Source organism: Romboutsia sp., from assembly GCF_035470145.1.
GTDB lineage: Bacteria > Bacillota > Clostridia > Peptostreptococcales > Peptostreptococcaceae > Romboutsia_D.
Map to the genome: position 1 here is coordinate 1 of NZ_DATIRC010000325.1, position 21,569 is coordinate 21,569.

Sequence of the window (21,569 nt, forward strand, 5' to 3'; positions counted from 1 at the left end):
CTTCTTATATCCATATTAGCAGTACCAATAGAACAAATAGCATCATCTATTACAATTGTTTTGGCATGTAAAAAAGAATTTTCATCGTAAGTATAAAGTTTAGCACCAAATTTTAATAACTCTCCAGCATATGAACATGATGCCCAATAAACAAATGGATGATCAGGTTTAGAAGGAATCATAATTCTAACGTCTACACCAGATAAACATGCTATTTTTAAGGTATCAGTAAGAGTTTTATCTAAAATGAAGTAAGGGCTTTGTATATACACATATTTTTTAGCGCTTTGAATCATTTTTATATAACCATATTTTATTTCATGTAATTCTGTTATATCAGGTCCACTAGATACTATTTGAACACCAATGTTATTAGAGCTAGAACTAGTAGTAGATGCAGTAGTACAACAATCATCATTGAAGTACTTATTTAAATCTAGATCTTCCTTAGTTGTATATCTCCAATCAAGAATAAATCTTATATTAAGATCTCTTACACAGTCTCCGGTAAGTCTAACATGGGTATCTCTCCAATTACCGAACTTAAAATCTTTACCTAAATATTCATCTCCAACATTATTACCACCAACAAATCCAACTTTACCATCAACTACAACTATTTTACGATGATTTCTATAATTTAAATTGAAGTTTATAATTTTCATAAAAGAAGGGAAAAATGAACCTACTTTAACTCCGCCTTTTTTTAATTTAGCTATAGATTTATCTGTCAACAGTCTACTACCAACGGCATCGTATAAAAGCCTTACTTCAACGCCTTCTTTTACTTTATCTAAAAGAATATCTATAATTTTATTTCCTATATCATCATCTTTGAATATATAAAATTGTATATTTATATATTGCTTAGCTTGCGCAAGTTCATTTAATAATGAATCAAAAAATTCATTGCATTGTGCATATATATCAACAGTATTATTATCTGTAAAGTGGGCATTATTTGAATTGGCTAAAGCATAAATCATATCTCTATGAGCAAACACAGTAGAATCAAATCTATTAGGATATTCTAATTTTACATGTGTATCTAAAATATTATTTTTTATTATTTTATCCTCAGCTTCTTTAATTTTAAACATATTATCTTTAGATATACCACGACCAAAACAAATATATAAAACAAATCCTAAAGCGGGGATTGTACTTAGTATAAGTATCCATGCAACTGTAGTTTCTATACTACGTTTTTCTCTAAAGATAAGGTTTAAAATAACTAAAAAATTAATTATATATACTGCTGTAACACATATCTCATAAGCTGAATCTTTTAAAAATGATAAATTTATCAATATTAATCCTCCTTGTAAAAATATAAAAGAAATATATTAATATTATATAGCAAGTAATTAATAAACAAACAAAAAATTAGTTTATATCATATTATTAAATATAAAAAAGAGGATGAACTATTTAAAATAGAACAACCTCTTATAATAAGCATATATAATATTAAATTTTAATTTTATTATGCAGATTTATTTATGCCTACTGACTCTTCATTCTTATTAACATATAAGAAGTAGTATGTTCCAGCAACAAATATTGCACCACCTAATATGTTACCTATTGTAACAGGGATTAAGTTGTTTATAAATATATTTGGTAAGTTTATAGCAGCAGCATCAGCAGCAGTCTTGTGAGCAGCTTCTAAAAATTCAGGGTTAGTCTTAGAGAATAAACCTGCGAATAAGTACCCCATATTTGCAACACTATGCTCAAATCCAGTACATACGAATAAGAATATACCCATAAATCCACTTAATACTTTACCAGTTACATCTTTAGCACCGTAAGTCATCCAAACAGTAGCACAAACTATCCAGTTACATAACATACCAGAAACTAGAGCAGAAGTCCATTTAAGTCCAAGTTTTCCTATAGCAGTCTTTACTATAACTCCACCGTATAATCCGTGACTCCAATCAAATACACCTGATAAACTAACCATCCATGCAACTAAACTAGCACCTGCTAAGTTTCCTATCCAAACTAAAGCCCAGTTCTTGAATGCTTGATTCCAAGTAACTTTTTTCTTTAAAGCAGCTAAAGTTATAAGTATGTTACCAGTGAATAAATCTGCACCAGCGATTAAAACAAATATAAGTCCAGCAGGGAACATAAGCCCAGCAACCATTTTACCTAATCCGTAAGTAGCAGGGTTTGCTAATAAATTATAAGCTGCAGCAACTGATCCTAAAGCACCGAATGCTATATAAGCACCAGCTAGGAAAGCAGAAACTAAAACTTTTTTGCTAGCTGTAGTAGCCTTTTTTATTCCAGCTTGAATAGTATATTCAGCTATTTCAGCTGGCATAAGCATCTTTTTATCTGACATTTAAAAGTCCTCCTTAAAATTTTAATAAATATAAAATAAAATAAATTAATAAACATTATATATTAATTCATATAATTTCAAAATATGAATTTTTTTGTCGAAAAATATAACAGTAGTAATTATACAACAAAAAAGTAGTTTTGTATACATTAAACAGATAAAGTTAAATTATGTTAAATAATACTAAGTGCAATTTTTATAAAAATGAATATATATAACCATAAAATCAAGTATATATTTAGGTTTAATGTATATAATAGTTTTTTACAAAATATGGAAAATTAGTGCTATAATGTTTTTGCAAGTTTATTAACAAATAAAATGGGGGTGGATTTATGGACAAAAGAATGTTAACACCCAGGGAAGTAGCAACTGCTACGGTAAATGCAGGTATTAGTAAAGCAGAGATTGAAACTAAATCTTGTATATTATTAGGAATACTTGCAGGTATTTTTATAGGTTTTGGAGGATTAGGGAATATACTAATTGGCCAAACAATTTCGAATATAGACCCAGGTCTAGGAAGATTTGTTGGAGCAATAATATTTCCGGTTGGACTTATGTTAGTTGTAATTTGTGGAGCTGAGTTATTTACAGGAAATTGCTTAATGACGTTAGCTATTATGGAAAGTAAAATAACAATGGAACAAATGCTTAAAAATTGGGCACTAGTATATGTTGCTAATTTTATAGGTTCGTTATTATTAGTGCTGGTAGTATTCTATTCAGGAACATTAAGTGGAGATGCAGCAATAAAAGCTATGGCAATAGCAGAATCTAAAGCAGGGCTCACAGTTGTACAAGCATTTCTAAGAGCTATACTTTGTAATATGATTGTTGTTTTGGCAGTATGGATGGCAACAGCAGGACGAGATATAGTATCGAAAATATTTGCATGTTGGTTTCCTATAATGCTATTCGTTTTATGTGGATTTGAGCATAGTATTGCAAATATGTTCTTTATGCCAATGGGAATGATGTTAGGTGCTAATGTAACTGTAGTGCATTTAATAACTAACTTGGTGGTAGTTACATTAGGTAATATAGTAGGTGGAGCAATTATAGTTCCTTTTATATATCATCATTGTTACTTAAAACCTGGTATTAACAATCATAATTTAGTAGATTCCACTAAATCTACGGCTAATTAGAGATAAGGCTTTATATATTTAAAAAACAATTAGATAAAAAGTACGCGTTGATATAGTTGTATCAACGCTTTTTTAATGTTTTTAAAGGCTTTTTATATTGTTATTTTTTTTTTAATACATTATTATATATAAATAGATGAAATTAATAATATAGTTTAATATAGATAAATAATGAATAAATAGTATAAACTAGGAGGAAATATATGAATAAGAAATATATATATGAAAGTTTATTAAATATAGTAGATAAGGAAAATGTAAAATTAGATGAGCCTATGAAAAAGCATATTTCTTTTAGAGTTGGGGGACCTGCAGATATATTAGTTAAGCCAACAACAGAAAAGCAATTAAGCGAAGTAATATCATTAATAAAAAAAGAAAGTGTTCCATATTTAATAATTGGAAATGGATCGAACTTACTAATAAAAGATGGTGGAATAAGAGGGGTTGTAATAGAGATATCTAACAACTTTAATAAATTTGAAATAGAAGGAACAACTGTAAGAATTCAAGCGGGAGCATTACTTTCTGTAGTAGGTAAAGCGATTTTAAAAGAAGAACTAAAAGGATTTGAGTTTGCATCAGGTATACCTGGTACATTAGGTGGAGCATTAGCAATGAATGCAGGTGCTTATGGCGGAGAAATGAAAGACATAGTTAAATCTGTAAGGCTTATGGATACAGAAGGAAATATAGTTGAGTTAACAAATGAACAAATGGAATTTGAATATAGAAAAAGCATACTTTCAAGAACAGATTATATAGTTTTATCAGCAGATATAGAGCTTAAAAAAGGGAATTATGATGAAATAAAAGCTACAATGGCTGATTTCACTCAAAGAAGAGTTACGAAACAACCATTAAGTTTACCAAGTGCTGGTAGTACATTTAAAAGACCAGTAGGACATTTTGCAGGAAAATTAATAGAAGACAGTGGATTAAGAGGTCTTACTTTAAGAGGGGCACAAGTATCAGAAAAACATTGTGGATTTGTTGTTAATTTAGGAAATGCCAAAGCTAAGGATTTATTAGATTTAATGTATGTAGTAAAAAGTACTGTAAATGCAAAATTTGGAATAATGCTTGAGGAAGAAGTTAAAATACTTGGAGAGGATTAATAAATGCAAATACTAGCAGATTATCATACACACACTTTGTATAGTCACGGTAAAGGATCAATAGAGGATAATATAAAAGAAGCGATATCTAAAGGGATAAAAACTATAGGTATATCAGATCATGGATATAAGCATATGACCTTTGGAGTAAAGAGAAAACATATTTATAAAATGAGAGAAGAAATAGATAAGCTAAATCTTAAATATGCTAATATAAACATACTTTTAGGAATGGAATGCAATATATTAGATGAAAATGGTAATATAGATTTAGATGATAAATTTGCAGATTTATTAGATTATGTAATGGCAGGGTATCATTTTGGATCAACACCAACATCTATTAAGGGTATGTTTAATCATTGGGAAAATTATTTTCTAAAGAGCCCAAAATCTAAAGAATACAATACGAACGCTATAATAAATGCTATGAAAAAAAATGATATATTTATAATAACTCACCCTGGAGATAAGGGAGATGTTTATATACAAGAAATTGCTAAGGTAGCTAAAGAAACAAATACCAAATTAGAGATAAACAGTAGTCATGGGTTTTTAAATGATAAGCAATTAAAAGAAATTAAGAATATAGGAAACAAGTTTATTATAGGGTCTGATGCACATAAGCCAGAAGATGTAGGGAACTTTGAATTAGCTATGAAAAACATAAGAGAAGCTAACCTAGATTTATCCTTAGTAGAAAATATTAAAATATAGGTTAAGAAGGGGAGTAAATATGAAATTTGTAATAGTTACAGGTCTTTCAGGGTCAGGTAAAAGTGAAACAATGAGAGCTTTAGAGGACATGGGTTTTTACTGTGTAGATAACTTACCTCCTACCTTAATAACTAAGTTTGCAGAATTATGCTATCAGCCAAATTCAAGCATTGATAAAGTAGCATTAGGGATAGATATAAGAGGTAGGAAGTTTTTTGAAGCACTTCATGAAAGTTTAAACTACCTAAAAAAAGAAGATTATAAATATGAAATGGTGTACTTAGATTGTTCAGATGATGTTTTATTAAAAAGATATAAAATGACAAGAAGAAATCATCCATTATCAAGAAATATGCAAATACCTGAAGGAATAAAAATGGAAAGAAAGATAATGGAGCCATTAAAGGAAATATCAGATTGTATAATAGATACAACAAATATGAAACCTAAAGATCTTAAAGAAGAAATAAGTAAGATATACTCTGACGGAGAAGATAATAATAAATTAACTATATCTGTAGTATCTTTTGGATTTAAACATGGGATACCTGCAGATTGTGATTTAGTGTTTGACGTGAGATTTTTACCAAACCCATACTATATAGAGGATTTAAGACCAAAAACAGGCGATGAGCAAGATGTTAGAGATTATGTAATGAATTCTAAAATAAGTAAAGAATTTTATAGTAAGTTGAATGATATGATACAGTTTTTAGTTCCTCAGTACATTGAAGAAGGAAAGCAACATCTAGTAATAGGTATAGGTTGTACAGGGGGAAGACATAGATCAGTAACTATATCAAACCTTATATACGAAGAATTAATTAATAAAGGATATAGAGTAGTCAAGAAACATAGGGACTTTATGTTAAGATAATGTGGAGGAAACAATGGCAAGTATACTTATAGTAATAGGGGTAACAGGGTGGATTGCACTAATAGCATCTCTATACTTATACAAAAAAATAATAAGAGAAAAAGCACAATCACTACATATTAGGAATAAAGAATATGTAGGTCCTAAGGTAGTAGTGATTGGAGGCGGTACAGGGCAATCAGTTTTTTTAAGAGGATTAAAACATTTTACCCAAAACATCACAGCAGTAGTTACAGTGGCTGATGATGGAGGAGGATCAGGTGTCTTAAGAGAAGATTTAGGAATGTTACCACCAGGAGATATAAGAAACTGTCTATTAGCTCTTGCAAATATAGAGCCAATTATGGATGAGGTAATGAAATATAGATTCACAGAAGGAGCTTTAAAAGGTCAAAGTTTTGGAAATTTATTTTTAGCGGCAATGAATGGATTATATGGGAATTTTGAAATAGCTATATATAAAATGAGCCAAATATTCGCGATTACAGGAAGGGTTTTACCTGTATCATTAGAAGATATAAAATTAATTGCTCAGCTAAAAAATGGAAACAGGATAAATGGTGAATCAATTATACCTAAAGAGGTTAAAAATCAAAAAAGCTCTATAGATAGGGTATATCTAGATCCAATAGATGCAAAACCTTTAGACGAAGTAATTAACTCTATTGCAAATGCTGATATAATTATTGTGGGTCCAGGAAGCTTATATACAAGTATAATGCCGAATCTATTGGTAGAAGGAGTAGTAGAAGCTATTAAAAAGTCTAATGCTCCTAAAGTGTATATATCTAACATAATGACTCAGCCAGGAGAAACAGATAATCATAATGTATTAGATCATATAAATGCTATAGTTAGACATACAAAAGAAAATATACTTGATTATGTAATAGCGAATAATGAGATATTACCAGACGATGTATTTAAAATATATCAAAATGATGGAGCAAAGCAAGTTTTATTAGATAAGGCTCAAAAAGACATTCTTAAACGTATGGGGGTAAAAACTATAGAAGAAAACTTGATTGAAATAAAAAACAATTATATTAGGCATGATGCAAAGTATATTTCTAATATAATTATTAATTTGGCACTAAGTCATAAAAATGATACAAGCAAGTAAAAAAGGATTTTAAAGCTTTATGTAGAAATCCTTATTATTATGTTAGTTTTAAGGAGTGAACATCTATGAGAGAAGAGGTTAGTGCCGGTGGTGTAGTACTGTTTGGCAATGCTATACTTTTACTTAGAAAATTCAATGGAGATTGGGTTTTACCAAAAGGAAAGGTAGAAGAAGGCGAAAATAGGCAAGAAGCAGCACTAAGAGAAGTGCTAGAAGAAACTGGAGTAAAAGCGGATATATTAAAGTATTTAGGAGAGATTCATTATACTTTCAAAGAAAACTGGGATGAAAATAGAGCAGTTCATAAAACAGTTTTTTGGTATTTAATGCAAGCAAGAAATATGGATACCATACCTCAAAAAGAAGAGGGATTCATTGATGCTAAGTTTATACACTTAGATAGAGTAGTAGATTTAGCTAAATATGATGATGAGAAAGAAATAATTAAAGTAGCCTTACAGGAAATTAAAAAAAGGTTAAAAAAGAACTAGTTAATAGGTGATGCATATGTCTTTTTCAACTGAAACAAAAAATGAATTAGCAAGGGTTACATCTGAAAACCATTGTTGTAATATAACAGAATTAGCAGCTTTAGTAAGATTAGCAGGAAGTATACAAATTGTAGGCTATAAAAAATTAAATTTAAAAATAACAACGGAGCTAAATTCAATAGCTCGTAAAATATTTAAATTATTAAAACAAAATTTTGGTATAAATACGACCATTTCCGTAAATAAGAACCAAATGTTAAAACGAAATAACAGCTATGTTCTTATGGTAACAAGTGAAATGGGGGCGGAAAAACTTATAAAGGAGCTTGGAATATTAGCACAAGGAGAGGGATTTTATACTTTGAATAAAGTACCAGCTCATCTTATACAACACGATGAATGCAAAAGAGCCTTTATAAGGGGGGCGTTTCTTGGTGGAGGTTCTATAAGTGATCCGGGGAAAAATTATCACATGGAATTTGTGACAAATAATGAAGATTTTGCAGAGTCATTGAAAGATCTTATAAATTCTTTAGGATTTAACTGCAAGATAGTAGCAAGGAAAAATAACTATGTTGTGTACTTAAAAGAAAGTGAACAAATATCAGATTTATTAAGTATTATAGGAGCTCATCATGCTCTTTTAAGTCTTCAAAGTACTAAAATAGTAAAAGCTATGAGAAATAATGTTAATCGTATAGTTAATTGTGAAACAGCAAACCTTTCTAAAACAGTAAATGCTGCAGTTAGGCAAGTTGAAAATATTAAATTCATACAGGAGACAGTTGGTATAAGTAGCTTACCTGAAAATTTACAGGAAATAGCTCGACTTAGGGTAGAGTGTGAAGATATGACATTAAAAGAGTTAGGAGAGATGCTAAATCCTCCGATAGGAAAATCTGGAGTAAATCATAGGCTAAGAAAAATAGAAGAAATTGCTAATAAGTTAAGATAGAAACAATTATAAAGTGGGGGTTATATTTAATATAACCTCTTTTTGTTTTATCATATGTTTTTGTGGTAATATTAAAAGATAAGACAGGAGGTGATGTAGTGAGCAAAGATTTTGCACATCTTCATGTTCACACGGAATATAGCTTACTTGATGGATTTTCAAGGATAAAGAAGCTTGTGGCTAGGGCTAAAGAATTAAATATGAGTGCGATTGCAATAACTGATCATGGTTGCATGTTTGGTGTAATAGATTTTTATAAAGCAGCTCGAAAAGAAGGAATAAAACCAATAATAGGCTGTGAGGTTTACACTGCATCTCGTACATTAAGAGACAAGGATCCTAACTATGATAAGGGACAAGGACATTTAGTTTTACTAGCTAAAAACATGGATGGATATAAAAATTTAATTAAAATGGTATCTACATCATATGTAGAAGGGTTTTATTACAAGCCAAGAGTAGATATTGATGAATTAAAAAAATATAGTGATGGAATAATAGCATTATCTGCTTGTTTAGCAGGAGATGTATCTAGGGCACTTATGGATAGAAATTATGATAAGGCAAAAAAATTAGCTTTAGAGTATAGAGATATATTTGGAAAAGAAAATTTTTATTTAGAAATACAAGACCATAATTTACCTGAACAAAGGGAAGTAAATTCAGGATTAGTTAAACTTTCTAAGGAAACAGGTATCCCATTGGTAGCCACAAATGACGTTCATTATGTGAATAAAGAAGACTCAAAAATACACGATGTGCTTATGTGTATCCAAATGGGAAAAACAGTAAATGACCCTAATAGAATGAGATTTGGTAGTGATGAGTTTTATTTGAAATCAAGAGAAGAAATGGAAGAGTTATTCCCCTATGCTATAGAGGCGGTAGAAAATACGGTCAAGATAGCAGAGCAATGTAATATTGAATTCGATTTTAACACAATACATCTTCCACAATATGATGTACCAGAGGAGTATACACCTGATAGCTACTTGAGAGAGTTATGTTTCAAAGGATTAGAAGAAAGATATGAAAATCCAAGTAAAGAAGTTATAGATAGGCTCAATTATGAGTTAGATGTAATTGAAAGAATGGGATATGTAGAGTATTTTTTAATAACTTGGGACTTTATAAACTTCTCAAAAGAGAATAATATAATGGTAGGTCCAGGGAGAGGTAGTGCTGCAGGTTCAATAGTAGCATATACTCTTAAAATTACTGATATAGATCCTATAAAATATTCGTTACTATTTGAAAGATTTTTAAATCCAGAACGTGTTTCTATGCCCGATATAGATATTGATTTCTGTTATGAAAGAAGAGAAGAAGTTATAGATTATGTAAAAAGAAAATATGGAGATGATCATGTTGCACAAATAATTACCTTCGGGACTATGGGTGCAAAAGCTGCTATAAGAGATGTTGGTAGAGTATTAGACATACCTTACACTAAGGTAGATAAAATAGCGAAGGAAATACCATTTGCACTTGGAATGACAATAGATAAGGCTTTAGAAACGAATCCAAATTTAAGAGCTTTATATGAGCAAGATAAGGAAACTAAAGAAACTATAGATATATCAAAGCAAATAGAAGGAATGCTTAGACATGCATCGACACATGCGGCAGGTGTAGTTATATCTAAAAATCCCGTAGACGAGTACGTTCCGTTATATAAGCATCAAGATGCTATAACAACTCAATTCACAATGACTACATTGGAGGAATTGGGACTTTTAAAAATGGACTTTCTTGGGCTAAGAACTCTTACAGTAATAAGAGATACATTAGATTTAATACAAAAAAATCATAATAATAAAATAGATTTTTCAAAGATGGATTATGATGACCCAAAGGTGTATGAACTTTTATCATCAGGAAACACGTTAGGAGTATTTCAGTTAGAAAGCGCCGGTATGAGAACTTTTATGAAGCAACTAAGACCAGATAATTTCGAGGATATAGTTGCCGGAATATCATTATATAGACCGGGACCAATGGATTCTATTCCTACGTATATAGATAACAAAAATAACCCTCATCATGTAAAATATTTACATGAAAAATTAAAGCCAATAATGGAAGTTACCTATGGTTGTTTAGTATATCAAGAACAAGTAATGCAAGTAGTTAGAGATCTTGGAGGATATAGTTATGGCCGTAGTGACTTAGTTAGAAGAGCTATGGGTAAAAAGAAAATGGATGTAATGGAAGAAGAAAGAAGATACTTTATCCATGGAAAAGAAGATGAAAATGGCAATATAGAAATAGCTGGGTGTGTTAGAAATGGAGTGCCAGAAAAGATAGCAGATAAAATATTTGATGATATGATAGATTTTGCAAAGTATGCGTTTAACAAGTCGCATGCAGCGGCATATGGAGTTTTATCATATCAAACAGCATATTTAAAAGCATATTATCCAGTGGAATTTATGGCAGCCTTAATTACAAGTGTAATGGGTAATACAGATAAGGTTGTTGAATATATAAGAGAATGTAGTATATTAAATATACAAGTACTAAAACCAGATATAAACAAGAGCTTCTCTAAGTTCTCAGTTGAGGGTAATAATATTAGATTTGGTTTAGCGGCTGTTAAAAATGTTGGAGTTAATATTATAAATAATATTATAAAAGAAAGAGAACTAAATGGAGCATTTGCAGATTTTGGAGATTTAGCAAAAAGATTAGATTCAAAAGACACAAATAAAAGAGTCATAGAAAGTTTAATAAAATGTGGTGCTTTTGATGATATAAGTGAAAATAGAGCAAGTTTAATGTCAGGCTATGAAAACTTATTAGATAGTATAGCTATGGATAGAAAGAAAAATGTACAAGGTCAAATATCTTTATTTGATGTTTTTGGAGGAGGACAAGAAACTAATAAACTGCAAGAGGTTAGTAATATTCCAAAATTAAAAGAGTATGAAGAAAGAGAAAGGCTTAATTTAGAAAAAGAAGTATTAGGTATGTATGTAAGTGGTCATCCATTAGCAGAATTTGAAGAAGAAATACAAAGAAATACTTCTATAGATAATGGTAAATTAAATTCTTTAAGAGACGATGCAGAAAGTTATATGGCTCTAGATGAAAGAGAAGTTATAATGGGTGGGATTATAGTTAATAAAACTATAAAAACAACAAAAAGAAATGATATAATGGCATTTATAGAACTTGAAGATTTATATGGAACTATAGAAATAATAGTATTCCCTCAATTGTTACAAAAATATAATAATATTTTAAATGAAGATAATATTATATATGTAAAGGGAACATTGAGTATAAAAGAAGACGAAAATGCAAAACTTATAGTTAGAGAAATTAAGGACATAAATGATTCATCTAAATTTGAAGAAAGAAAATACAATACAAAATCAAATTATAATTCAAAAGATAATTTAAAGTATAATAACAATTCTAAAAGTGGATTATATTTAAAAATAGATAGTTTTAATAATAAGGAACTAATTGATAAAATTGTAGAAATATCAAAAAGGCATTTAGGGATAGAGAATACATTTTTATATGCAGAAGATAGTAAGCAATTGTATAAGTGGAATGGATTAAATGTAAAGATTACAAATAATTTGATTTTAGATTTGCAAAAAATATTGTCTAAAGAAAATATAAAAATAAAAGATTAGTGTATTAAAAATAAAAAAAGTAAAAAAATAGAATAATTAGAATAAAAAAATTATTATATAATAATATTATGAAAAAAATACATAATCTTGTGGTATAATATCAGAAAATGAATATTTTAGGAGATTTAATTTTTTTAACTTTGATGGGATAAAAAAACATACGAGGGACAATAAGTGTCCCTTAATGTTAAAATAGATAACTAGGAGGTAACACTATGAAAACTATAGGCATATTGACAAGTGGAGGAGATGCTCCGGGAATGAATGCAGCTATAAGAGCTGTTGTAAGGTCTGCAATATACTATGGATGTAAAGTATACGGAATTAACAGAGGGTACAAAGGATTAATAGAAGAAGATATTAAAGAAATGAATTTATCTTCTGTTGGTGATATTATACATAGAGGTGGAACTATATTAAAATCTTCTAGATGTGAAGAGTTTAAAACAGAAGAAGGTAGATTAGTAGGAGTAAAGGTATTAAAGAAACATGGCATAGACTGTCTCGTTGTTATAGGTGGAGATGGATCATTTAATGGTGCTCAAAAATTAAGTGATTTAGGATTCCCAGCTATAGGAATACCAGGGACTATAGATAATGATTTAGCATACACTGACTATACTATAGGATTTGATACATCAATGAATACGATAATAGATGCTATAGGTAAAATAAGAGATACTTCTTCTTCTCATGAAAGGGTTAACATAGTTGAAGTTATGGGAAGACACTGTGGAGATTTAGCTTTATATTCAGGTCTTGCAGGTGGTGCAGAAACTATAATAGTTCCCGAAGTTGACTTCAAAGTTGAAGATGTATGTAATAAATTAAAAACAACTCAAAAAAGAGGTAAGAGACATAGTATTATAGTACTGGCAGAAGGTGTAGGAAATGCACAAGATCTAGGTAAAGACATAGTTAAAGAAACTCAAGCTGATTTAAGAGTTACTGTATTAGGACATGTACAAAGAGGTGGAAGTCCAACTGCATTTGATAGGATATTAGCTAGTAGAATGGGATTTAGAGCAGTGGAGCTATTATTAGATGGAAAAGCTGCTAGAGTAGTAGGTATTAAAGACAATAAGATAATTGATATGGAGATAAATGAAGCTTTATCAATGACTAGATCATTTGATAAAGATACTTATGAAATGGTAAAAATACTATCTATATAATATAGGAGGAATATATATGTTAAAAAATATGAAAAGAACTAAAATAGTTTGTACATTAGGACCAGCATCAGAGAAAGAAGAGGTTTTAACTCAACTTGTTGAGAATGGGTTAAATGTATGTAGATTTAACTTTTCGCATGGATCTCATGAAGAACATAAAGGTAGATTAGATGTAGCGAAAAAGGTTAGAGAAAAATTAGATCAACCAGTAGCGCTTTTATTAGATACAAAAGGACCAGAAATAAGAACAGGAAACTTTGCTGAGCCAGAAGTTTTATTAGAAGAAGGTCAAAAATTTACTATAACTATGAAGGACGTTGTGGGAACTAAAGAAATGTGTACGGTAAGTTACAAGGACCTTGCAAACGATGTTGTACCAGGAAACACTATATTAATAGATGATGGTTTAGTAGGATTAAAAGTTACAGAAGTAAATGGAGATGATATAGTTTGTATAGTTGAAAACTCAGGTATAGTTAAGAATCATAAGGGAGTAAACGTACCAGGAGTGAAAATAAACTTACCAGCTATAACTGAAAAAGATACAAGCGATATAGAATTTGGTATAAGCCAAGGTATAGATTATATAGCTGCTTCATTTGTTAGAAAAGCATCTGATGTATTAGCTATAAGAGAGATATTAGAAAGAAACAATGCTACAGATATACAAATAATATCTAAAATAGAGAACCAAGAAGGTGTAGATAATTTAGATGAAATATTAAAAGTTTCTGACGGTATAATGGTTGCTAGAGGTGACTTAGGAGTTGAAATACCAACAGAAGATATACCAGTAGTACAAAAAATGATGATAAAAAAATGTAATGAATTAGCGAAACCTGTAATAACAGCAACTCAAATGCTTGATTCTATGATGAGAAATCCAAGACCTACAAGAGCGGAAGTTACTGACGTTGCAAACGCTATATATGATGGAACAGACGCAATAATGTTATCTGGAGAAACAGCTGCAGGAAAATATCCTGTAGAAGCTGTAAAAACTATGGCAACAATAGCTAAAAGAACTGAAAAAACATTAGATTATGACAACTTATTGAAGCAAAATGCAAAAAATAACTCAACTGTTACAGATGCTATAAGTCATGCAACATGTACAACAGCTGTAGATTTAGATGCATCAGCTATAATAACTTCTACTTCTTCAGGATATACTGCAAGAATGGTATCTAAATTTAGACCTAAGTGTCCAATAATAGCTACTACTAATAACGAAAAAATAATGAGAAGATTAGCTCTTACTTGGGGAGTTTACAGTGTTAAATCATCAGATTCAAAAAACACAGATGAAGTTATAGAAAATTCTATAGAAGCAGCGAGAAGTGCTAACTATATAAATAATGGTGAATTAGTAGTTATAACTGCTGGAGTACCGGTTGGTGTAAGTGGAACAACTAACTTAATAAAAGTTCATGTTATAAGTGAAGAAATAGTTCAAGGAATAGGTGTAGGAAGCAAGACTGTAGAAGGTAAAGTTCGTATACTTAAAAGAGGAGAAGACTGCAAGGATTTCAATGAAGGTGATATATTAGTTACTACTATGACAGATATAGAAATGAATGCTTGTATAGAAAAATCAGCTGCTATAGTAACTGAAGAGGGTGGAATGACTTCTCATGCAGCGATAGTAGGATTAAATTTAGATAAGCCAGTTGTAGTGTCAGCTAACAACATAACTAATTCAGTTAAAGATGGAGAAGTTGTTACTGTAGATGCTTCAAGAGGTGTAATATATAGAGGATCAACTCGAGTTTTATAAAAAATAAAACTTGAACAAAAATAAAAGTTAGACTTTTCTGAAAATTCTAAAAAATTGCTTGCAAATATAAAAATCTAGTGATATTATATTTTTAAGCTACAAATTTAGCCACTAAGTTAATTGATAGACTTAGTGGTTATTTTATAACTGGATTATTCAGAAAATTCAGTTAAATTTCACATCTAGATCAATCATAATTTAATTATCTAAAGCATAGGTATAAAAAAAGGAGGGGATAGACTAATGAGTGAAAGTAGAGAGAACTGGGGTTCAAAAATTGGTCTTATATTAGCGATGGCAGGAAATGCCGTTGGATTAGGGAATTTCTGGAGATTCCCGTACGTAGCTGCTTCAAATGGTGGAGGAGCATTCATGATACCATATTTCTTCGCACTAATAGTTATAGGTATGCCTGTAATGTTAGTAGAATGGAGTGTAGGACGTTATGGTGGTAAACACGGTCATGGAACATTAGGACCAATGATGTATTTGCAAGCAAAACAAGCAATGAAACCAAAAAAAGCAATTATAGTTGGAGCTTTATGTGGAATGATAGCATTTGGAGTTACTATATTAGTTAATTCTTATTACAATCATATAATAGGATGGGCATTAGGATTCGCAGTAAATTCTTTAATAGGAGGCTATAATGGGGACCCAGGTGGATTCTTTGTAAATTATGTTCAAGATCCGAAGAACTTAATATTCTGGGTTATAGCGTTACTTTGCTTAGCGCTTGCCGTAATGAAGGGTATTCAAAAAGGTATAGAATCTTGGGCTAAAATTATGATGCCTGTGCTTTATGTATTCGGTATAATTTTAGCAATAAGATCTTTAACATTAGGAACACCTGTTAATCCAGACTGGAGTTCATTGGGAGGATTAAACTTTATCTGGAATCCAGATTTTAGTCAATTATCATGGCAATCTGCAATATCAGCAGCAGGACAAATATTCTTCACATTATCTTTAGGAATGGGTATAATACAAAACTATGCTTCATACCTACAACCAGATGAAGATATAGTAACAGCTTCTGTTGCAACAATATCATTAAATGAATTTGCAGAAGTTATATTAGGTGGAACAGCAGTTATACCTATAGCATATGCATTTCTAGGACCAGAAGGTATAAAAGGAAGTATAGGTTTAGCATTTATAGCATTACCTAATGTATTTAGTACAATGACTGGAGGAGGAATATTTGGAGCTATATGGTTCTTATTATTATTCTTCGCTGGTGTAACATCTGCTATAGCGATGTATAACTATCTAGTAGCATTACTAGAAGAAGATGCAGGAATAGATAGAAAGAAAGGTGCTTGGATAGTATTTATTGGATACTTAATAGTTGGAACTCCGATAGCTGTAGAGTCAATATTAACTCAAAGTGCTAACTTTGTTTATTTCACAGAAGTAGATAATTGGATAGGTAACTATTTATTAATAGTTTTAGGATTAATAGAAATAATAGTAATTGGTTGGTGTGTTAAAGATAAAGCTCTTGAAGAAATGAATAAAGGTGGACTATGGAAAGTTCCTAAGTGGTTCTTCAGATTATTCCATCAATTCTTAACACCAGTTACAATAATAACATTCTTAGTATTCTTTACAAGAGATTATTGGATAGCTGGTAACTTTAAAGCAACACCTAGCTATATAGCAGATATACCAGAGTTTGCTATTTGGGTTAACTTAGGTAGAATAGTTGTATTTACCGTATTATTAATAGGATTTATGCAATCATATAAATCAATTAAAAATAAATACAAAGAAGAAATAGAATCTAATAAGGTAACAACTTCGTAAGAAAGAGGGGGTTAAAATTATGACAGGTGCTGCATGGGGATTTATGGGTGTAATATGGTCTACCATATTTATTTGTATAGGAATATCAATGAGTAAAATAGTAAAAGATCCGAAGTAAAAGTATAAAAACCCTACTTAAATATAAGGTAGGGTTTTTTAACTAAATATCATATAAATTAAATAATAAATCTTCTGACAAAAGAACATTTTGTATAGTACTATATACTTAAAGGGGGCGATTACAATGAATGCGAATTTAGTTATAATCACAATAAATCAATTGAAATCAGAAATAGGCAAAGTTCAAATTATGAAAGATGCTAAAAAGAAAAAATATAAATCAGAATTAGACAAACTATATAATGAATATGGTAATGTAGATATTCCAGAAAATATGAAAATTCAGTATAACAACTTAAATTCAAAAGGGATAGAGCTTATAAAAGAATTAAAATCATCAAAGGATAAGGATAAATTAGAAACAAGTGTAGAAGTGTATATAAGATACTTAAAAGCATCATTATGTGATTTTGAAGGAAAAACAAATTATTTAAGAAAGTATATAACTAGTTTTTTATTTAGTTCCATGTTATTTTTAGCATTATCACCACAGTTTTATGGATTTATATTACCGGTATTATTTTTCTTACCAATATATATGGGATTAAAAGGTGTAAAGAAAAGATCGATAAGTGGATTTTATATGACGATGAGTGTAGTTCCAGTTGCACTTATGACATCTTTTACATGGATAAGATACGGAATTAATGCAAAAATTGATTACACAGGAGCCGTTAAATCAATTGTAGATACTGGAGTTGCTCAAAATTTAGCGGAAAAATTAGTATATATAGGACCGTTATTTGGATGCATATTGCTAATATTTACTAGCTTACAGCTATATAGAGGATATAAAAGTAAAGATTTATTCATATAGGGGCTTTATAAGCCTCTATTTTTTTGGTAAAATAAACTCTTAAAGCTTCTTAAAATATACGGACGGAGGATACCTTAATGTTATCAAAAAATAAAGAGTACATTGTAGACATAGTTGATATAGGTCAAGGCGGAGTTGGAGTAGGAAAACATGATGGTTTTACTGTCTTCGTAGAGGGCGGACTAATAGAAGATAAAGTAAAAGTTAGAATAAATAAATCTAAAAAAAATTATGCTGTGGGTGATATAGTTGAGATAATAGAAAAATCACCTTTTAGAGTAGAAAGAATATGTAGTGATAGTCTTAAAGATTGCGGAGGGTGTCAAATACAAGAATTAGATTATCAAAAGCAGTTAGATATAAAAACAAATGAAGTAAAACAAGTTATAAGCAGAATCGGGAAATTAGAAGGTGTTAAGATACATAACACAATTGGAATGGATGAACCTTTAAGGTATAGGAATAAGGCACAATTCCCTATACAAAAACTAAATAATGCACCTGCTATAGGTTTTTATAAGAAAAAAAGTCATGACATTATACCTATGGATAAGTGTGTAATACAACATGATGTAAATGATAAGATAATGAAAATAATAAAAACTTATATAAATGCTTATAGTGTAAGTATTTATGATGAAAAGTCACATACAGGTGTGTTAAGACATTTAGTTACTAAAATAGGATTTACGACTAAGGAAGTTATGGTAGTGTTAGTTGCAAATGGAAAGAAATTACCGTATTTAAATGAATTAGCGTCTGTATTAGAAGAAAATGTACCGGGATTTAAAACCTTAGTTGTTAATGTTAATAGAGAAAAAACTAATGTAATATTAGGTAAAGAAAATAGAGTAATATATGGAGATGGAAAGATAAATGATTATATAGGAGATTTAGTATTTGAAATATCTCCATTATCATTTTTCCAAGTTAATCCTATACAAACTGAAGTATTATACAACAAGGCACTAGAATATGCTGATTTACAAGAAAATGATACTGTGTTTGATATATACTGTGGTATAGGAACTATATCTTTATTTTTAGCACAAAAAGCCAAAAAGGTCTATGGAATAGAGATAGTAGAAGATGCTATAACTGATGCTAAGATAAATGCAAAGCTAAATAATTTAGATAATGTAGAGTTTTATGTGGGAAAGGCCGAAGACGTAGTTCCTGAGATGTATAAAGAAGGAAAAACTGCTAATGTAGTTGTAGTAGATCCTCCTAGAAAAGGGTGTGAAGAGAAAGTATTAGATACTATAGTATCTATGTCACCAGATAAAGTAGTTTATGTTTCTTGTAATCCATCTACATTAGCAAGAGATTTAAATTACTTAGACGAAAGAGGATACAAATGTATTGAAATACAACCAGTAGATATGTTCCCTCATACTATGCACGTTGAGTGTGTAGCTTATATAAAAAATACTAACGCAAGCGTAGAATAATATCTATTTTAGCTACATTAATAATAATTTTACCTATCAAGCCATTTAGGATTATCTGTTTATGTTCATTATCAGAATAATCCCAGATGGCTTGAGAAGTATCTATTAATTGCTCTACGATTTTAACTACTATGAATTTTACAATATTTTGCTAAAGAGTTTGCTGCTTTCATTCCGCTATTTAAAGCTCCTTGTATCCAAGCATGCTTAGCAGATGTATGTTCACCTGCAAAAAATACTCTGTTATTATATTCTGGTTTTATAATAGAATATGAAAAGTTTTTTTTCTGTTGTGGTAAAAAATAACAAAAAGCGCCATAAAACCCTTGTTCTTCATTCCAACATATAGTTTTATAATCTTTTATTACTGAGTCAAGATATCCTTTTTGAAGGCCATGAACAGCTTCTACTTGTTCTTTTACTTCTGTAAAATGTAGTTTTTTACTTAAATTTCCTAATCTTACTGCATCTAAAGAAAAGTTATATGATGCTAAAAAAACTCCTGGATTATTAGGTGAGCAATTTTTTCTAGGGCCCCAATTATTAAAAGGAGATTCACCAAAACAAACTCTTTTCTTATTATCATCAGCAATACATTTTGCATGATCAGAAGGATACCAAATACTTGTAATAGGTAAATCAGTATATGAACCTCCTCCTATAATTCCTTGTTCTTCCCAAAAACGTTTATTACAAAAAAATAATGTTTTTTGAGAGTTTGCATAGTTAACTTCTTTTATTGATTGCATTTTTTGGGTGCTAAATAAAGGATTAATATTAATATTTCGAAGGCTTGAAAATGGTATGGTACAAATAACATAATCAAATGATTCTTGTAAAGTTTCGGTTAAATGCTTATTTTTATATTTTAATAAAACTTTATTTTCTTTTTGACATTTATGAATTTCTGTAACTGAATTTCCATTTTTCCATATTACTTTACCTAAATCACTATTTGAAGTATTTTCATATTCTTTAGGATTTTGAGATATTAGAGATCTATAAAAAGAAAGAGGAAGGTTAACCATTCCACCTATAATTTCATATAAGAATGAAAAATCTACGGGGTACTCTTCTTGTAAAATTTCAAAATAACTATTGTAATAAAAAGAACTTACAAAAGGAGAAACACTTCCTAAAAGATTTAAAGCACTTTGACTTAAATTCATTGATTCAAGAATTTGACGAGTATTATAATATTCCCAATACTGAATCTGAGGATTATATTTAGGTTTAACTTCTAAAATTTCTTTTCTTAGGTACGGATCAATACTAACTAAAGGAGTACCTAGTCCATATTGTATAAGCTTTTGCCATGGCGTATTTCTTTCCCATAATTTTAAATTAAATTCGGGATAAATTTTCTCCATTACGTTCTTTCCTTCAGGATCGTTTCTAACTCTTATGTCTCTTACATATAATAACGCATTTTTATTGGTTTGAACAAAAGTTCTTGTATTTAAGTTAAAAAGATTTATATAATGCCAAGTAGTTTCATGACTTACTGGAATACGCATAGCTCCAAGCTCTCCATAAAATTTTTTATCTTCATCAAAATAGTGAGTATAAATTCTTCCTCCTACACGATCTTCACAAGATTCAAATATAGTAGTATCAAACCCAAGTTTTCTAAGTTCAAATGCTGATGATAAACCAGCTAACCCTCCACCTATTATACCTACTTTAACACCTTTAAATCTCCCTGGAGATGCTATCGTTGTAATATCAGAGGGAGGATTTAATAATTCTATAATATTATCAAAATCTTCTAAACGATTAACCGTTTCTAATGCATATCGAAGCAAATTATGTCTTTTTGAATTTGTAGGGTTATCAGGCTGTGTAGGCAAAGAACTTATTTTCATAATAATTTCAACTCCTTAAAAATCATATTAATATAGTTTAAGTATATTAATGTGATTTTTAAAAAATGAACAAAAACCTTCTGAATTGTTATTACTTTAGTTTTGAAAAAATGTATAGAA

16 protein-coding genes are annotated in these 21,569 nt (G+C 29.8%); 13 read left to right on the forward strand and 3 right to left on the reverse strand.

Translation table 11 applies throughout. From position 1 onward, the window contains the following. Both cls and VLM92_RS13075 read right to left on the reverse strand, forming a co-directional pair. On the reverse strand, positions 1–1,310 hold a 1,310-nt coding region (cls, locus tag VLM92_RS13070), incomplete at its 3' end, for a cardiolipin synthase (protein WP_325276774.1). A 176-nt stretch (positions 1,311–1,486) separates the two neighbouring features. Next, the gene (locus VLM92_RS13075; RefSeq protein WP_325276775.1) at positions 1,487–2,356 is read right to left on the reverse strand and encodes a formate/nitrite transporter family protein; all 870 of its coding nucleotides are present in this window, start codon (positions 2,354–2,356) and stop codon (positions 1,487–1,489) included. 335 nt (positions 2,357–2,691) lie between these two features. Here VLM92_RS13075 and VLM92_RS13080 point away from each other — a divergent pair, with 335 nt between their 5' ends. The 13 genes from VLM92_RS13080 (at position 2,692) to rlmD (ending at position 19,584) form a co-directional block, all read left to right on the forward strand. Continuing rightward, positions 2,692–3,507 carry a formate/nitrite transporter family protein gene (locus tag VLM92_RS13080; RefSeq protein ID WP_325276776.1) on the forward strand — a complete coding sequence of 272 codons (816 nt, stop codon included), beginning with the start codon at positions 2,692–2,694 and terminating at the stop codon, positions 3,505–3,507. Positions 3,508–3,710: 203 nt separating this feature from the next. Further along, complete coding sequence (gene murB, locus VLM92_RS13085) at positions 3,711–4,625, forward strand: UDP-N-acetylmuramate dehydrogenase (protein WP_325276777.1); 915 nt, start codon at positions 3,711–3,713, stop codon at positions 4,623–4,625. A gap of 3 nt (positions 4,626–4,628) precedes the next feature. After that, positions 4,629–5,342 carry a PHP domain-containing protein gene (locus VLM92_RS13090; RefSeq protein WP_325276778.1) on the forward strand — a complete coding sequence of 238 codons (714 nt, stop codon included), beginning with the start codon at positions 4,629–4,631 and terminating at the stop codon, positions 5,340–5,342. Positions 5,343–5,361: 19 nt separating this feature from the next. After that, entirely contained in the window at positions 5,362–6,219 is an 858-nt protein-coding gene (gene rapZ, locus VLM92_RS13095) for an RNase adapter RapZ (protein WP_325276779.1), read from the forward strand. A 13-nt stretch (positions 6,220–6,232) separates the two neighbouring features. Beyond that, positions 6,233–7,342, forward strand: coding sequence for a gluconeogenesis factor YvcK family protein (locus VLM92_RS13100; protein WP_325276780.1), 1,110 nt, complete (start codon positions 6,233–6,235; stop codon positions 7,340–7,342). A 65-nt stretch (positions 7,343–7,407) separates the two neighbouring features. Continuing rightward, positions 7,408–7,833 (forward strand): NUDIX hydrolase, encoded by a 426-nt coding sequence (locus tag VLM92_RS13105; protein ID WP_325276781.1) that lies wholly within the window; start codon positions 7,408–7,410, stop codon positions 7,831–7,833. A 16-nt stretch (positions 7,834–7,849) separates the two neighbouring features. Continuing rightward, positions 7,850–8,788 (forward strand): DNA-binding protein WhiA, encoded by a 939-nt coding sequence (gene whiA, locus VLM92_RS13110; RefSeq protein ID WP_325276782.1) that lies wholly within the window; start codon positions 7,850–7,852, stop codon positions 8,786–8,788. Positions 8,789–8,886: 98 nt separating this feature from the next. Continuing rightward, positions 8,887–12,435 (forward strand): DNA polymerase III subunit alpha, encoded by a 3,549-nt coding sequence (locus VLM92_RS13115; protein WP_325276783.1) that lies wholly within the window; start codon positions 8,887–8,889, stop codon positions 12,433–12,435. A 215-nt stretch (positions 12,436–12,650) separates the two neighbouring features. Further along, a complete protein-coding gene (pfkA, locus tag VLM92_RS13120; RefSeq protein ID WP_325276784.1) occupies positions 12,651–13,610 on the forward strand; it encodes a 6-phosphofructokinase in 960 nt (319 codons plus the stop codon). A gap of 16 nt (positions 13,611–13,626) precedes the next feature. Continuing rightward, positions 13,627–15,387 (forward strand): pyruvate kinase, encoded by a 1,761-nt coding sequence (gene pyk / locus VLM92_RS13125; RefSeq protein WP_325276785.1) that lies wholly within the window; start codon positions 13,627–13,629, stop codon positions 15,385–15,387. A 243-nt stretch (positions 15,388–15,630) separates the two neighbouring features. Next, on the forward strand, positions 15,631–17,196 hold the full coding sequence (locus tag VLM92_RS13130) for a sodium-dependent transporter (protein WP_325276786.1): 1,566 nt from the start codon (positions 15,631–15,633) through the stop codon (positions 17,194–17,196). Positions 17,197–17,440: 244 nt separating this feature from the next. After that, positions 17,441–18,133, forward strand: a complete 693-nt coding sequence (locus VLM92_RS13135) for a hypothetical protein (RefSeq protein WP_325276787.1) — start codon at positions 17,441–17,443, stop codon at positions 18,131–18,133. A gap of 77 nt (positions 18,134–18,210) precedes the next feature. Continuing rightward, entirely contained in the window at positions 18,211–19,584 is a 1,374-nt protein-coding gene (gene rlmD / locus VLM92_RS13140) for a 23S rRNA (uracil(1939)-C(5))-methyltransferase RlmD (protein ID WP_325276788.1), read from the forward strand. A gap of 122 nt (positions 19,585–19,706) precedes the next feature. On the opposite strand, the gene VLM92_RS13145 is transcribed toward rlmD, so the two are convergent. Then, on the reverse strand, positions 19,707–21,449 hold the full coding sequence (locus VLM92_RS13145) for a flavin monoamine oxidase family protein (RefSeq protein WP_325276789.1): 1,743 nt from the start codon (positions 21,447–21,449) through the stop codon (positions 19,707–19,709). Positions 21,450–21,569 lie beyond the last annotated feature (120 nt).